Origin of the sequence: Mycobacterium sp. 5-140-3-2 (assembly GCF_035666375.1) — a bacterium.
In the GTDB taxonomy this organism is placed as follows: domain Bacteria; phylum Actinomycetota; class Actinomycetes; order Mycobacteriales; family Mycobacteriaceae; genus Mycobacterium; species Mycobacterium intracellulare.
The window spans coordinates 1427058-1441270 of record NZ_CP142025.1 but is presented as its reverse complement, the minus strand read 5'-3'; the positions used below and the strand labels follow the sequence as shown (position 1 = coordinate 1441270).

The window sequence follows — 14213 nt, the reverse complement described above, 5'->3', positions numbered from 1 at the left end:
TTGCTACAAGAGAAGGCGATGCCTACCGACGAGCTCCGGATACCGCCGACTTCGGTAGCCGACCGGCACGCGAGTGACCGCTCAGAACGTCACCCGTGACGAGCACGTCAAAGGCCAGATTCAGCCGCATCGGCTTGGTCACCGCCTGTCGCCACCGCAGCCGGGTACCACCCTCGGTCGACTCGCTCGTAAAGTCTTGCAACGCAACCGTTTCGTCCCTGTACGTCGCGGTGCCCGTCAGCCCACCGCGCAACTCGGTGAACGCGTACAGGACTGCCAGCGTGCCGATCGGGGTCTCGATCGTCACGTCCCAGTCGCCCTGGATGCTCACCCTAAACCTCCAGCGGTTCCCGGCCCACCGGTCGCCATACCGTGCCCCGCCGTTCGTATTCGAAGAGTTGCTCGACAGCGTGCGCGACTCGAGGACCATAGCCACGATCAAGCAGATGCAGTGCGAGATCGAGGCCCGACGTCACGCCCCCCGCCGTAATCAGATCTCCATCGTCGACGACACGGGCCGCGACCGGATGCACACCTGCGGCCTCGAGTAGCTCCAACCCCAGATGATGCGTGACCGCGTGGCGGCCTTCGATCAGTCCGGACATCGCCATGATGATCGAGCCGCCACACACCCCCGCCAGAATCACCTCCGGGTTGGCAGCGGCCTTGTGTAACAGCGGGGTCAGCGCGGTCTGGGCCGCCCGGGCCAAGACCACCGGGATGGTGTCGACACCGTCGTCGGGATCCCCGACGGTCGGTCCGCTGGCACCGGGCACGATCACCCAGCCGCGATCAGCCGGATCGATCGCGGCGGTGGCGGCCAGCGCCAGCCCGCGGGTACCGCTGATCACGGCGCGGGGCCCCTCGGCCGCCACCAACGTCACCGCTAGGTCGCCCGCGACCATCTCGGCACCGGCGGCCAGGACTTCGAACGGAGCGATGACGTCGAACGGGTCGAACCCGTCGTACAACACGATTTGCGCATGCACCCGGCTATGGTCACCCATCGCCGCACCGGAGAACAGTGGCTGGATTGCCACGTTGCGCCGGTATATTGCCAACCCATGCATGCTGTCGCGATCCTGGCTGAGCCCGATGCCATCGCGTTCGACCTTGCCATTGCGATTGAGGTGTTCGGCCGGGTCTTCTTCGAGGACGGCGCGCCGGGCTACCGAGTGCGCGTGTGTGGCTGCGAACCCGTCGTTACAGCGGGACCGATCCGGATCGCGACGGACTACGGCTTGGCTGAGCTCGGCGATGCCGACACCATCGTGGTGCCGGGCCGAAACGACGCCGCGGCACCGGTTCGCGACGACGTGATCGTCGCGCTGAAGTCCGCGTACGAAAAGGGCATTCGGATCGCATCGATCTGTAGCGGCGCCTTCACCTTGGCCGCCGCGGGAATCCTGGACGGCAAGCGGGCGGCCACGCACTGGTTGGCGGCCGAACTGCTGACGGCGACCTACCCGGCCGTAAGGGTCGACGCCGACGCGCTCTACATCGACGAAGGCCAGATCCTCACCTCGGCCGGAGCGTCTGCGGGACTTGACCTGTGCCTGCACCTGGTCGCCCGCGATTATGGGTCGGCCGCGGCGGCCGATGCCGCCCGCCTGGCCGTCACCCCGCTGCACCGCAGCGGTGGCCAGGCGCAATTCATCATCCGAAACCGCCGCATGTCCAGCACCGAACTCGATGAGTTACTGGTGTGGATCGAGAACAACGCGCAGCGGCCGCTGGCGTTGCGCGACATTGCGCGCCGGGCGGCCAGTAGCGAGCGGACGCTCAATCGCCGGTTCAAGCACGAGACGGGCCAGACGCCGATGCAATGGGTCAACAACGTCCGGATCAGGCACGCGCAGCAACTGTTGGAGAGAACCTCCGACAGCATCGAAAAGATCGCGCGTCAAGTGGGTTTCGCGTCGACAACGAATTTCCGTGAGCAGTTTCGCCGGGTGGCCGGCGTGCCGCCGCAGAGTTATCGGCACACCTTTCGCCACCATGGCGGCGACGGTACCAGCTAGGGCGATCCGTCCCCGCCAGTCACCACCCCGCGCGCGATGAGGTGGTCGATCAACGGGACCGCGCCGGCGGCGAGATGCTCCGACATCGCCGCGCGCGCCAGCTCGCCGTCACGCTTTTTCAGCGCGGACAAGATCCGACGATGGTCCCTCATCGACTGCTCGGGCCAGCCCTCGATGGCGGGAAACACCGATTCGGGTGCGTAGCGGGTGATTTGCGACATCAGTTGCGCCAGCTTGGGCGAATCGGCGGCGATGTTGATGGCCCGGTGAAATTCGTGGTTCAGGCCGACGGTGTGCTCATGCTCGTCACCGGCATAGGCATTCTCCAACTGCGCCTGGATCTCTTTGAGCTCGCGTAGCTGATCGTCGGTGATGTTGAGCGCGGCCCGCGCGGCCAGCTCGCCGCCGACGTGCGCCTGCACGTTCGCCACGTCGGTGACATCGCGTCCGGTGACCGGCAGCACCACGAAACCCCGGCGCGGCTGTTGGGCGATCAAACCCTCGGCGCGCAGCGCGAACAGCGCCTCGCGCACCGGCGTGACACTGATGCCCAACTCCGCTGCCAATTGATCCAGCCGGACGTACGAGTCGGCGGCGTACGTGCCATCGAATATCCTGCTGCGGATCAAGCGCGCAACGTCCTCGGAAAGTTGCGGCCGCGCAGCGAAATCCGGAACGCTCATCGTGTCACACCCGATATTCGGCGAGCAGTCGCTTGCTGATGATGTTCTTCTGGATTTCGCTGGTGCCCTCGCCGATCAGCAGGAACGGCGCGTCGCGCATCAGCCGCTCGATCTCGTATTCCTTGGAATAGCCATAGCCGCCGTGGATCCGGAAGCTCTGCTGGGTGACCTCGGCGCAGTACTCGCTGCACAGGTACTTGGCCATCCCGGCGGCGACGTCATTGCGCTCCCCCGAGTCCTTCAGCCGCGCCGCGTTCACCATCATCAGGTGCGCCGCTTCGACTTTGGTCGCCATCTCGGCCAGCTGGAACGCGATGGCCTGATGCTCGGCGATCGGCTTGCCGAACGTCTCGCGTTGTTGCGCGTAACGCACCGCAAGCTCGAAAGCGCGAAGCCCGACGCCACAAGCCCGCGCCGACACGTTGACGCGGCCGACCTCGATGCCGTCCATCATCTGGAAAAAGCCCTGCCCCGTCGCCCCGCCGAGGACGTCATCGGCGCCGGCCTGGTAGCCGTCGAAAATCATCTCGGTGGTTTCGATGCCCTTGTAGCCCAGCTTGTCGATCTTGCCCGGAATACGCAGGCCCGGAACGACTTCGCCGAAGCCGACCGGCTTCTCGACCAGGAAGGCGGTCAGGTTGCGGTGCGGCTTGTCCGAGCCCTCGTCCGTGCGCACCAGCGTTGCCACCAGCGTCGCGGTGGCGCCGTTGGTCAGCCACATCTTCTGGCCATCGATCGTGTAGGTGCCGTCGTCGTTGCGTCGGGCCCGGGTCCGGATCGCGGCGACGTCCGAGCCCAGCTCCGGCTCCGACATCGAGAAGGCGCCACGCGTCTCGCCGGCCGCCATGCGCGGCAGGAAGCGTTGCTTCTGCTCGTCGGTGCCGTGCTGGCGCAGCATGTACGCCACGATGAAATGGGTGTTGAGCACCCCGGACACGCTCATCCACCCGCGCGCAAGCTCTTCGACGCACAGGGCGTAGGTCAGCAGTGATTCGCCCAGGCCGCCATATTCCTCGGGGATCATCAGCCCGAACAGACCCATGTCGCGCAGCTGGTCGACGATGGCCTGCGGGTAGGTGTCGGCGCGTTCGAGTTCAACCGCGTTGGGGATGACTTCCTTTTCGACGAATTGCCGGACGGTGGCGATGATTTCGGTCTGGACTTCGGTCAGCCCGAGCGTCTGGGCGAGTTTGGTCATGTGCTGTGTTTCCTTCCGGCTGCTCAGCCCGCGATGGTCTTGGCGTCCGTCAGGCGCTCGACGTCGGCGGTGGTCAGCCCCAGCAACCGCTGAAGGATCTCGGCGGTGTCTTGTCCCAAGGCGGGCGCCGGCGCGCTGGCGGGATGGATCCCGTCGAACGCCGCCGGTAGGCCCGGCGCGAAGTAGTCGCCGAGGCCCGGTTGCCGCAACCGCGAAAACAGCGGATTGTCAGTGACTTTCGGTCCCGCCGCGACCTCGGCAAAGGTGCGGTAGCGTTCGAACAGCACCGTGGTATTCGACAGCGCGGCGGTGACCTCGTCGGCGCTGTGATCGTTGAACCAGGTGGCGAACAACCCGGTCAGCACGTCCTGGTACCGGTACCGGTCGCCTTCGGACCCGAAGTCCACCCCGAGCGCCTCGGCAAGTGCCGACACAGCGTCCTGGGTGCCGGTGACCTCGACCAGATCGCGGAAGTGCCGCTTGGTCAGGGCGACGACCATGAACCGGCCGCCGTCGCGACTGGTGAAGTCCTGCCCGTACTGGCCGTAGATGGCGTTGCCCAGCCGTTCGCGTTGCGTCCCGTTGACCTGAGGTTCGGTGAGCAACCCCAGGTTGGCGGCGGTGGCCAGCGCGACGTCCTCCAACGCCAGGCTGATCCGCGTCCCCGCCCCGGACTTGTCGCGGCGATGGACGGCGGTGACGACGGACAGCGCGGCGTACAGTCCGCAGCACACGTCCCAGGCCGGCAGGACGTGATTGATCGGACCGGCATGATCGGCCGGGCCCGTGACGAGTGGATAGCCCAGGCCGGCGTTGACCGTGTAATCCACGCCGGTGGAACCGTCACCGCGCCCGAGTAACTGGACGTGGATGACGTCGGGGCGCTCGGCCGCCAGGACGTCGTGGCTCAGCCAGGACAGCCCGGCCGCGTTGGTCACGACGATGCCGTCACCCTCGACGATCAGGCGCTGGACCAGTGCCTGGCCGCCTTCGGAGCGCAGATCGATGGTGGCCGAACGCTTTCCCTTGTTCAGGCCCGTCCAATAGATCGACGTACCGTCCGCCGACAGCGGCCAGCGTTGCACGTCGGACGCACCACCGATAGGGTCGACCCGGATCACCTCTGCGCCAAGCTGATTCAGGGTCATTCCGCACAGCGGCGCGGCGACGAAGCTGGACACCTCGACAACGGTGAGGCCGTCCAGAGGCAGCCCGGGGTCGGTCATCTCGATGCGACCCGTTCGAAGACGGCGGCAAGCCCCTGCCCGCCGCCGATGCACATGGTCTCCAGCCCGTAGCGCGCCTGCCGCCGATTGAGCTCGCGCGCCAGCGTGGCCAGCATCCGTCCGCCCGTCGCCCCCACCGGGTGGCCCAGCGAGATTCCCGAACCGTGCACATTGGTCCGCTCATGGTCGGCCGCACCGAAATTCCATTCCCGCATCACCGCGAGCGCTTGCGCGGCAAAGGCTTCGTTGAGCTCGATGAGGTCGATGTCGGAGAGCTGCAGGCCCGCCTTGGACAGCGCCACCTCCGTCGCGGGGACCGGCCCGATGCCCATGACGTTGGGCGCCACCCCCGCCACCCCCCAGGACACCAGGCGCACCAACGGCTTCAGGCCGTACGCGTCGGCCCTCTCCGGCGTGGTCACCACGCACATGGACGCCGCGTCGTTCTGCCCGCTGGAGTTGCCGGCCGTGACCGTCGCCTCCGGGTCGTCTTTCAGCAGAACGGGTTTGAGCTTGCTCAGCGACTCCACCGACGTGTCCGCGCGCGGGTGTTCGTCGGCGTCGATGACTTCCTCGCCGCTGCGCGTGGGGACGGCAACCGGAACGATCTCCTCGGCGAGGACGCCGTCCTTCTGCGCGGCCACCGCGCGCTGATGCGACCGCACCGCCAGCTCGTCTTGTTCCTCGCGCGAAATCCCGTACTGGCGGCGCAGATTCTCGGCCGTCTCCAGCATTCCACCCGGCACCGGGTAGTGCCGTCCGCCGGCGGTCGTGCGTCCCCGCGCCAACCCGTCGTGCACCCGCACGCCGCCGCGAGCCCCGCCCCAGCGCATATCGGTCGAATAGAAGGCGACGTTGCTCATGCTCTCGCAACCCCCGGCGACGACGAGATCGTGGTCGCCATGGCCGACCTGCAGGCAGGCCTGGATCACCGCCTGCAGGCCCGACCCGCAACGCCGGTCGACCTGCATGCCCGGAACCGTCACCGGCAGGCCGGAATCCAGCGCGACCACGCGCCCGATCGCCGGCGCATCGCTGTTGGGATAGCAGTGGCCGAGGATGACGTCTTGCACGGCGTCGGCCGCCAGCCCGGTTCGCTCGAGCAGACCCTTCAGGGCGGTGACACCGAGGTCGACGGCGCTGAGCGCCTTGAACATTCCGCCGTAGCGGCCGATCGGCGTCCGCACCGGCTCACAGATGACGGTTTCACGGACCCCGCTCACAGGTGTCGGCCGCCGGTGATTTCCATGACGGTGCCGGTCATATACGACGACAGGTCGGAAGCCAGGAACAGGGCCACGCTGGCGACTTCGCTGGGCTCACCGGCCCGGCCCATCGGCACCTCGGCCACCTTCGAATCCCAAATGCGCTGCGGCATGGCCTCCGTCATCGCCGACCGGATCAAACCGGGGGCGATCGCGTTGACCCGGACGCCCAGATACGCCAGCTCTTTGGCGGCCGCCTTGGTCATGCCGACGATGCCGGCCTTGGCCGCCGAGTAGTTGGTCTGGCCGACCATGCCGACCTTCCCCGACACCGAGGACATGTTGATGATGGCGCCGCGCTTGTTTTCCCGCATGATGGCGGCGGCCAGCCGGGTGCCGTTCCAGGTTCCCTTCAGGTGGACGTTGATGACCTGATCGAACTGCTCCTCGGTCATCTTGCGCATCGTCGCGTCCCGGGTGATCCCGGCGTTGTTGACCATGATGTCCAGGCCGCCGAACCGCTCGACCGCGGTCTGGATCAGCGTCTCGACGTCGGAGGACTGGGTGACATCGCAGCGGACCGCGATCGCGACGTCGTCACCGCCCAGCTGCTTGGCCACCACCTGGGTCTCCTCGAGATTGACGTCACCGAGCACGACCCGCGCCCCCTCGGCGACGAAGCGCTCCGCGATGGCCAGACCGAGTCCTTGCGCTCCGCCGGTGATTACTGCGGTCTGACCTGCCAACAACGCCACCTGGATCACACATCCTTCTCTGTTATCGCCGCCATCGGGCACCCATCAGGCAAATATCATATTTGATATAGGATCCTCCCCTGAACCGGGGTGCCCCGGATCGGGAGAGGAGCGTGGAGCCGATGGCCACCGCCGAAATCGCCGAAGTCTCCGACGAGGACTTCCGCGAGATCCTGGCTCAGACAAGGCAATTCGTGCGCAGCGCGGTGGCCCCCCGCGAGCAGGAGATCCTCGACGAGGATCGTGTCCCCGACGACCTGCGCGACGAGGCCAAGCGGATGGGCCTGTTCGGCTACGCGATCCCCCAGGAGTGGGGCGGCCTCGGCCTCAACCTGATGCAAGACGTCGAGTTGGCGATGGAGCTGGGCTACACGTCGCTGGCACTGCGGTCGATGTTCGGCACCAACAACGGCATCGCCGGACAGGTTCTGGTCGGGTTCGGCACCGACGAACAGAAATCGCGCTGGTTGGAGTCGATCGCGTCCGGCGACGTCGTCGCGTCCTTCGCGCTGACCGAACCCGGCGCCGGATCCAACCCCGCCGGCCTGCGCACCAAAGCCGTTCGCGACGGCGACAATTGGGTGATCTCCGGGCAGAAGCGCTTCATCACCAACGCGCCCGTCGCCAACCTTTTCGTGGTGTTCGCCCGCACCCGGCCGGCCGACGACAAGGGACCCGGGATCGCGGTCTTTTTGGTGCCGGCCGATGCCGCCGGCGTGCAGGTGGGCGCCAAGGACGCCAAGATGGGCCAGGAAGGCGCGTGGACCGCCGACGTCGCCTTCGACGACGTCCGGGTGGACGACGCCGCACTGATCGGCGGCAGCGAAGACATCGGGTACCGCGCGGCCATGACCTCACTGGCCCGCGGCCGGGTGCACATCGCCGCGCTCGCCGTGGGCGCCGCCCAACGCGCGCTCGACGAATCCGTCGCGTATGCCGCCACGGCGACGCAGGGCGGGGCGGAGATCGGAAGCTTCCAGTTGGTGCAGGCGATGCTCGCCGACCAGCAGGCCGGCGTGATGGCCGGCCGCGCGCTGGTGCGGGACGCCGCGCGGCTGTGGGTCACCGATCAGGACCGCAGGATCGCGCCGTCGGCGGCCAAGCTGTTTTGCACCGAAATGGCCGGCAATGTCGCAGATCTCGCGGTGCAAATCCACGGCGGCAGCGGCTACATGCGAGGCGTTGCGGTCGAACGCATTTACCGCGACGTGCGCCTGCTGCGGCTCTACGAGGGCACCAGCGAGATTCAGCGCCTGATCATCGGATCGAATCTGGTCAAGGCGGCGGCGCGGACCACCACAACGAAGGAGCGTTAATGGCAGGCAGGCTTGCCGGAAAAGTGGCATTGATTACCGGCGCGGCGCGCGGCCAGGGCCGGGCGCACGCGGTGCGCATGGCCTCCGAAGGCGCGGACATCATCGCCGTCGATATCGCCGGCAAGCTTCCGTCCTGCGTTCCCTACGACCCGGCGAGCCCGGACGACCTGAGCGAGACCGTTCGCCTGGTCGAGGAAACGAACCGTCGCATCATCGCGTCGGTGGTGGACACGCGTGACTTCGACGGACTGCGAAGGGTCGTCGCGGACGGTGTCGCCGCGCTGGGCCGGTTGGACATCATCGTCGCCAACGCCGGGGTTGCGGCGCCGCAGGCATGGGACGACATCACACCGGAAGACTTTCGCGACGTCATGGACATCAACGTCACCGGAACGTGGAACACCGTGATGGCCGGGGCGGACAAGATCATCGAGGGCGGCCGCGGCGGCTCCATCATCCTGATCAGTTCCGCGGCCGGTATGAAGATGCAGCCGTTCATGATTCACTACACCGCCAGCAAGCACGCCGTCACCGGCCTGGCGCGCGCCTTCGCCGCCGAGTTGGGTAAGCATTCCATCCGGGTCAACAGCGTCCACCCCGGTCCGGTGAACACCCCGATGGGTTCGGGCGACATGGTCACGGCGGTGGGCAAGACGATGGAAACCAACCCGCAGCTGTCGCACGTCCTCACGCCGTTCCTGCCCGACTGGGTCGCCGAACCCGAGGAGATCGCCGACACCGTGTGCTGGCTGGCCAGCGACGAGTCCCGCAAGGTCACCGCCGCGCAGATCCCGGTCGATCAGGGCTCGACGCAGTATTGAGCTCAGCGCGGCGGGAATAGATCGCCGACGTCCGCGCTTTCAGGCCACATGAAAGCCTTCACCGAGACCGAACGCCAAGAGTTCCTGGCCGCGAAGCACGTCGGCGTCCTGTCCGTCGCGGCCACCGACGGCCGGCCGCCGGCCAGCGTTCCGATCTGGTACGACTACACGCCGGGCGGCAACGTCCGGATCATGACCGGCGCGTCCAGCCGCAAGGCGCGGCTCATCGAGCGGGCCGGGGTGGTGACGCTCGTCGTCCAGCGCGAGGAGCCGCCGTACCAGTACGTGGTGGTCGAGGGCAGCGTCGTCGAAACCACGAAGCCGGCCCCGGCCGACTTGCAGGAAGCAATCGCCATTCGCTACCTCGGCGAGGAAGGTGGGCGCGCGTTCGTCCGCAGCATGGAGGGCGTCGAGGAGGTGCTGTTCACCATCCGGCCCGACCGCTGGCTGAGCGCCGACTTCACCGGCGACCTATAAGCGCGGAGATATACGCGCATACGCCGATGTTTTGCCGCATGCGGCCAACCCATGCTGGCTAGCATGAGCAAAATCGATCCTCGGGCGGGCACGCCACCCTTGGAATGGAGCGACCTGGGCGTAGGCGAAGGCATGAACGAGCCCCTGCCGACCGGCACCGTGACACTGCTGCTGGCCGACGTCCAGGGTTCGACGCAGCTATGGGACTCCCAGCCGCGGGAGATGACCGCGGCGATCGCGAAGCTGGACCAAACACTCGCCCGGTTGGTCGGGGCGCATCACGGAATCCGTCCGGTCGAGCAGGGTGAGGGTGACAGCTTCGTCATAGCCTTCAGCCGCGCGTCGGACGCGGTGGCGTGCGCGCTCGCATTGCAACGGGCGCCGCTGGCGCCGCTGCGGCTGCGGATCGGGGTGCACACCGGCGAGGTTCAGTTGCGCGACGAGAACAACTACGTGGGGCCGGCCATCAACCGGACGGCGCGACTCCGCGAGCTCGCGCATGGCGGCCAAACGGTGTTATCGGGTACCACCGGCGATCTGGTTGCCGACACGCTCGCCGACGGGGCGTGGTTGAACGACCTCGGCATCCACGCGCTGCGGGATTTGCCGCGGCCGGAGCGGGTTGTGCAGCTGTGCCATCCCGACCTCCGCAACGAATTTCCGCCCCTTCGACACCGCGAATCCGTTGTCTCTCAGCGCCTTCCCGCACAACTGACCAGCTTTGTGGGTCGCGACGCCGAAATGCGCGAGGTGCGAGGTCTTCTCGCGCAGCACAGGTTCGTGACGTTGACGGGCGCCGGCGGTGCGGGCAAGACCCGGCTGGCGGTGCAGATCGCGGCCTCGGTCGCCGCCGACTACGCCGACGGAATCTGGTACGTGGACCTGGCTCCCCTCGCCGACGCCGACCTGGTGCCCATTACCACCGCCCGGGCGCTGGGGCTGCCGGATCAGCCGGGGCGATCCCCGGAGAAATGCCTGCTGCAGTTCGTCGGCGACCGCCACATGCTCGTGGTGCTCGACAACTGCGAGCACGTGCTGGACGCCAGTGCGGGACTTACCGGTGCGCTATTGGGGGGTTGCCCGCGACTGACGGTGCTGGCGACGAGCCGCGAGCCGATCGGCGTGAGCGGCGAGGTGACGTGGCGGGTGCCGTCCCTGTCGTTCGACGACGACGCCACGCGGCTGTTCGCCGACCGCGCGAGCAATGCGCGCCCCGGCTTCACCGTCGACGACGACAACGCGACCGCGGTATACGAGATCTGCCGTCGCCTCGACGGCATGCCGCTGGCGATCGAGCTGGCGGCGGCGCGCGTCCGTGCGCTGTCGCCGCACGAGATTCTGGCCGGCCTGCAGGACCGGTTCCGGTTGCTGACGGGCGGGTCGCGGACGTCGGTGCGCCGCCAGCAGACGCTGCGCGCCTCGGTGGACTGGTCACACGCGCTGTTGACCGAGCCCGAGCGGATCCTGTTCCGCCGGCTGGGGGTTTTCATGGGCGGGTTCGACCTCGACGCTTGCCGAAAGGTGGTCTGCGACCAGGATTTGGCGTCTCACCAGGTGCTGGACGTGCTCGCGCTGCTCATTGACAAGTCGCTGGTGACGGCCGAATCTGCCGGCGGCCCCATGCGATACCGGCTGCTGGAGACGATCCGCCAGTACGCGCAGGAAAAGCTCGGCGAATGCCCCGAGGTCGTCGCCATTCGGGACCGGCACCGCGAGCACTACGCTGATCTGGCGGCGGCCGTCGACGCGCCGGGCGACGAAAGGCTCGAACTCCTCCTCGATCGAGCGCAGGCCGAGATCGACAACCTGCGTGCCGCTTTCGCGTGGAGCCGGGAGAACTCCGACACCAACGGCGCGCTGCAACTGGCGACGTCGCTGCAGCCGCTGTGGCTCACCCGGGGCGGCCTCAGGGAGGGATCGGACTGGCTCGACGCGGGTCTAGCGGACGCCGAGCGTCAGGGCGCCGAGGTGTCGCCCCGAGCGATGGCGAGGGCGCTGGCCGACAAGGCATTCCTGGACAACATGCGCGACCCGGAAAGCCTTGCGCGAGCTCAGCGTTCGCTGGCGATCGCGCGCGAGCTGGACGATCCGGCGTTGCTGGTGCGGACTCTCACGGCTTGCGGTCGCCTCGCCGCGTGGAACGCGGAACTCGCCCGACCGTATTTGTCGGAGGCGGAAGACTTGGCACGGGCCATAGGTGACCGGTGGAGACTGGCCCAGATCCTCTACAGCAAGGCCCTGACGGCGACAGTCGGCACGGGTGATCCCGCCGCCGCCGTGGCGGCAGCGACCGAGGGGCGCGACCTCGCGGACGCGATCGGCGACCAAGGCTACTCACGCGGATGCCGTTGGTGTCTGATCGCTGCGCAATGGGTGTTCGGTGACGTCACAGGCGCCGCGGCGCGACTCCGCGAATTGATGAACGAAGCCGACGCGACGCACGCCCTGATCTGGCAGGTGTCCGCCCGCGAGCGTCTGGCCCACGTTTCGGCGCACACCGGACAGCCGGACGAAGGTCGCGCCCTCGCGGGTGACGCCCTCGACGGCGCCGCCGAGATCGGCCGGTATATGGAGGGCGTGGTGTACTCGTCGCTGGCCTACGCGGCGCTGGCCGGCGGCGATATCGACGCGGCCACCGAGGCCGGCGACACCGCACGCGAGCGGTTCGGGGACTGGCCGCTTGCGTCCACCACCGCGAAGCCCTGGGCGCAGGTCGCGCTGGCCCGCGGCGACCTGACATCCGCGCGTCGCTTCGCCGAGGAGGACATCGCGTCCGGTGCAGGGTGGTTCATGGTGCAGGCGCTGACGACCCGTGCGCGTGTGGCGCTGGCGGAAAACGAACCGGGCCACGCCGAACGCGACACCCACGACGCGCTGACCCGTGCGGTCGAATTGCGGGCGCACCTATTCGTTCCAGACCTGCTGGAGTGCCTCGCCCAGTTGGCACACCTTGCCGGGAGCCACCCGGAGGCGGCACGGCTCTTCGGCGCGGCGGATGCGGTCCGTCGGCGCACCGGCATAGTCCGCTTCCGGGTGTACGACGCGGACTACCAGGCGTCATCGGAGCAGACCCGTAACGCCTTGACGGACAAGGAGTTCGACGCCGCGTGGGCCGCCGGCGCTGCGCTGTCCACCGAGGAGGCGATCGCCTACGCCCGCCGCGGACGAGGTGAACGCAAGCGCCCGCCCACGGGCTGGGACTCGCTGACCCCGACCGAACGCGACGTCGTGCGCCTCGTCGCCGAGGGACTGGGCAACAAGGACATCGGCGAACGCCTCTTCATTTCCCCGCGCACCGTGCAGACGCACCTGACCCACGTCTACGCGAAACTCGGGCTCACGTCGCGGATGCAGCTGGCTCAGGAAGCCGCCCGCCGATCAGTGCTCGACTAGCTCCAGCGTGCCCAGCTCGCGGATCGCCTGGCAGCCGCGGCTGAGCATGGCCAGCACCATGTCGTCGCCACGCTCGGTGGCGGCGGCGAACGCGAACCCCAGCGCCGAGATCAGCGGCGCCTGCAGCACCCCGAGCCGGTAATCGCGCCAACATGTTTCGCGGTCGTAGTCGCTGACGCCGCCGGCCGTCAGCGCGCGATGGTAGTCGGCGACCAGCTCCTCCTCGATGGCAGCGCGCAGCTGCGAATTGAGGCTGGTTGCGGTGAAGTACGCGAGATCCCGGGTCGGCAGGCCCACCCCGAGCGTCTGCCAGTCGACCACGCTGACCCGGGTCCGGTCCGGGTCGAACAGCAGATTGTCCAGCCGGTAGTCGCCGTGCAGCAGGGCGAACCGGTCGTACTCGGACAGCAGCCACGGTGTGATCACACCCATTGCCGCGCTGAAGGTATCGCGGTCTTCGGCGCTCATCCGATCGCCCAGCTTCTCCAGCGTGATATCGGCGCTCATCTTCGCCACTTCGCCCATGCCGGCAGCGCCGGCCTCATCCGGGCGCCCGAACGCGATGCCGGGGAAATCGAGCCAGGCGGGATCGCACCAGGTCGGCGCGTGCAGGCCGGCGAGGGCGTTAACCGCCAGGCGCGCTTCGGCTTCGCCGCAACCGATGAGCTGATCGCCCTGCACCGCCGGCGCCTGATCCGCGAGCAGCAGGGCGAAATCCATTGCGTCTTCGGTGATCTCGGAGTAGAAGCACCGCGGGGTCGGCACCTGCACCCGGTCCACCACCGAGGAGTAGAACGCGCATTCGCTGCGGTAGCCGATCACCACCCGGTCGCGCACGGTGTCGTCCTGGGCGGGCAGCTTGATCACGAAGGTCTGCGGAAGGTCACCGGGATCCGTCGCGTAGCGGGCGCTCACCCGGTAGGTCGCCCCGGTCTGTCCCGTGCCGATCGCGACCACGTCCACCTCGGCGACCTCGACGGGCGCGCCGCGGCCACTGAGCGCGGCCGACAGCCATGCCGGGGTCACGTCGCCGGGGTAACGCGGTATCGACGACAGCACAGCACTCATTCCCAGCACGCCTCCTGCCCGCGGACAGCTCGATCCGACTGACCAACTGT

13 protein-coding genes are annotated in these 14213 nt (G+C 67.9%); 5 read left to right on the top strand and 8 right to left on the bottom strand.

Translation table 11 applies throughout. The features are described from left to right. Nucleotides 1–22: 22 nt before the first annotated feature. Both P6281_RS07040 and P6281_RS07035 read right to left on the bottom strand, forming a co-directional pair. On the bottom strand, nucleotides 23–331 hold the full coding sequence (locus P6281_RS07040; RefSeq protein WP_014384103.1) for a hypothetical protein: 309 nt from the start codon (nucleotides 329–331) through the stop codon (nucleotides 23–25). A gap of 1 nt (nucleotide 332) precedes the next feature. Continuing rightward, nucleotides 333–989, bottom strand: a complete 657-nt coding sequence (locus tag P6281_RS07035) for a DJ-1/PfpI family protein (RefSeq protein WP_009952875.1) — start codon at nucleotides 987–989, stop codon at nucleotides 333–335. A 75-nt stretch (nucleotides 990–1064) separates the two neighbouring features. Between P6281_RS07035 and P6281_RS07030 the strand changes: the two genes are divergently transcribed. Then, nucleotides 1065–2021, top strand: a complete 957-nt coding sequence (locus P6281_RS07030; RefSeq protein WP_324738680.1) for a GlxA family transcriptional regulator — start codon at nucleotides 1065–1067, stop codon at nucleotides 2019–2021. On the opposite strand, the gene P6281_RS07025 is transcribed toward P6281_RS07030, so the two are convergent. The 5 genes from P6281_RS07025 to fabG are packed head-to-tail and all read right to left on the bottom strand — an operon-like array spanning nucleotide 2018 to nucleotide 7097. Further along, nucleotides 2018–2704 carry a GntR family transcriptional regulator gene (locus tag P6281_RS07025; protein WP_009952873.1) on the bottom strand — a complete coding sequence of 229 codons (687 nt, stop codon included), beginning with the start codon at nucleotides 2702–2704 and terminating at the stop codon, nucleotides 2018–2020. The two genes, P6281_RS07030 and P6281_RS07025, sit on opposite strands and share 4 nt — an antisense overlap. A gap of 4 nt (nucleotides 2705–2708) precedes the next feature. Continuing rightward, a complete protein-coding gene (locus P6281_RS07020) occupies nucleotides 2709–3902 on the bottom strand; it encodes an acyl-CoA dehydrogenase family protein (RefSeq protein WP_014941523.1) in 1194 nt (397 codons plus the stop codon). A gap of 23 nt (nucleotides 3903–3925) precedes the next feature. Continuing rightward, nucleotides 3926–5128, bottom strand: coding sequence for a CoA transferase (locus tag P6281_RS07015; protein WP_014384100.1), 1203 nt, complete (start codon nucleotides 5126–5128; stop codon nucleotides 3926–3928). Further along, on the bottom strand, nucleotides 5125–6351 hold the full coding sequence (locus P6281_RS07010) for an acetyl-CoA C-acetyltransferase (RefSeq protein WP_014384099.1): 1227 nt from the start codon (nucleotides 6349–6351) through the stop codon (nucleotides 5125–5127). Before P6281_RS07010 ends, P6281_RS07015 begins: the two co-directional genes overlap by 4 nt. Continuing rightward, on the bottom strand, nucleotides 6348–7097 hold the full coding sequence (fabG, locus tag P6281_RS07005; RefSeq protein WP_008254916.1) for a 3-oxoacyl-ACP reductase FabG: 750 nt from the start codon (nucleotides 7095–7097) through the stop codon (nucleotides 6348–6350). Before fabG ends, P6281_RS07010 begins: the two co-directional genes overlap by 4 nt. A 113-nt stretch (nucleotides 7098–7210) precedes the next feature. On the opposite strand from fabG, the gene P6281_RS07000 reads away from it, so the two are divergent. Genes P6281_RS07000 through P6281_RS06985 form a run of 4 tightly spaced genes read left to right on the top strand, consistent with a single transcriptional unit; the run spans nucleotide 7211 to nucleotide 13095 of the window. Further along, complete coding sequence (locus tag P6281_RS07000; RefSeq protein WP_041785419.1) at nucleotides 7211–8404, top strand: acyl-CoA dehydrogenase family protein; 1194 nt, start codon at nucleotides 7211–7213, stop codon at nucleotides 8402–8404. Continuing rightward, a complete protein-coding gene (locus tag P6281_RS06995; protein ID WP_009952866.1) occupies nucleotides 8404–9225 on the top strand; it encodes a mycofactocin-coupled SDR family oxidoreductase in 822 nt (273 codons plus the stop codon). The genes P6281_RS07000 and P6281_RS06995 overlap by 1 nt, the downstream gene beginning before the upstream one ends. Before the next feature lie 48 nt (nucleotides 9226–9273). Beyond that, nucleotides 9274–9702 carry a pyridoxamine 5'-phosphate oxidase family protein gene (locus P6281_RS06990; RefSeq protein ID WP_009952864.1) on the top strand — a complete coding sequence of 143 codons (429 nt, stop codon included), beginning with the start codon at nucleotides 9274–9276 and terminating at the stop codon, nucleotides 9700–9702. Between the two features lie 51 nt (nucleotides 9703–9753). Continuing rightward, a complete protein-coding gene (locus tag P6281_RS06985) occupies nucleotides 9754–13095 on the top strand; it encodes a helix-turn-helix transcriptional regulator (protein WP_420029427.1) in 3342 nt (1113 codons plus the stop codon). On the opposite strand, the gene P6281_RS06980 is transcribed toward P6281_RS06985, so the two are convergent. Continuing rightward, nucleotides 13081–14163: a phosphotransferase family protein gene (locus P6281_RS06980; protein WP_036458479.1), complete on the bottom strand. Its 1083-nt coding sequence runs from the start codon at nucleotides 14161–14163 to the stop codon at nucleotides 13081–13083. The two genes, P6281_RS06985 and P6281_RS06980, sit on opposite strands and share 15 nt — an antisense overlap. Between the last annotated feature and the right edge of the window lie 50 nt (nucleotides 14164–14213).

Bases quoted from the DNA above. Each gene is read 5' to 3' on its own strand.
- P6281_RS07000 (WP_041785419.1), top strand. From the start codon at position 7,211: ATGGCCACCGCCGAAATCGCCGAAGTCTCCGACGAGGACTTCCGCGAG.
- P6281_RS06995 (WP_009952866.1), top strand. From the start codon at position 8,404: ATGGCAGGCAGGCTTGCCGGAAAAGTGGCATTGATTACCGGCGCGGCG.
- P6281_RS07015 (WP_014384100.1), bottom strand. From the start codon at position 5,128: ATGACCGACCCCGGGCTGCCTCTGGACGGCCTCACCGTTGTCGAGGTG.
- P6281_RS07030 (WP_324738680.1), top strand. From the start codon at position 1,065: ATGCATGCTGTCGCGATCCTGGCTGAGCCCGATGCCATCGCGTTCGAC.
- P6281_RS06980 (WP_036458479.1), bottom strand. From the start codon at position 14,163: ATGAGTGCTGTGCTGTCGTCGATACCGCGTTACCCCGGCGACGTGACC.
- P6281_RS06990 (WP_009952864.1), top strand. From the start codon at position 9,274: ATGAAAGCCTTCACCGAGACCGAACGCCAAGAGTTCCTGGCCGCGAAG.
- P6281_RS07025 (WP_009952873.1), bottom strand. From the start codon at position 2,704: ATGAGCGTTCCGGATTTCGCTGCGCGGCCGCAACTTTCCGAGGACGTT.
- P6281_RS07020 (WP_014941523.1), bottom strand. From the start codon at position 3,902: ATGACCAAACTCGCCCAGACGCTCGGGCTGACCGAAGTCCAGACCGAA.
- P6281_RS06985 (WP_420029427.1), top strand. From the start codon at position 9,754: ATGCTGGCTAGCATGAGCAAAATCGATCCTCGGGCGGGCACGCCACCC.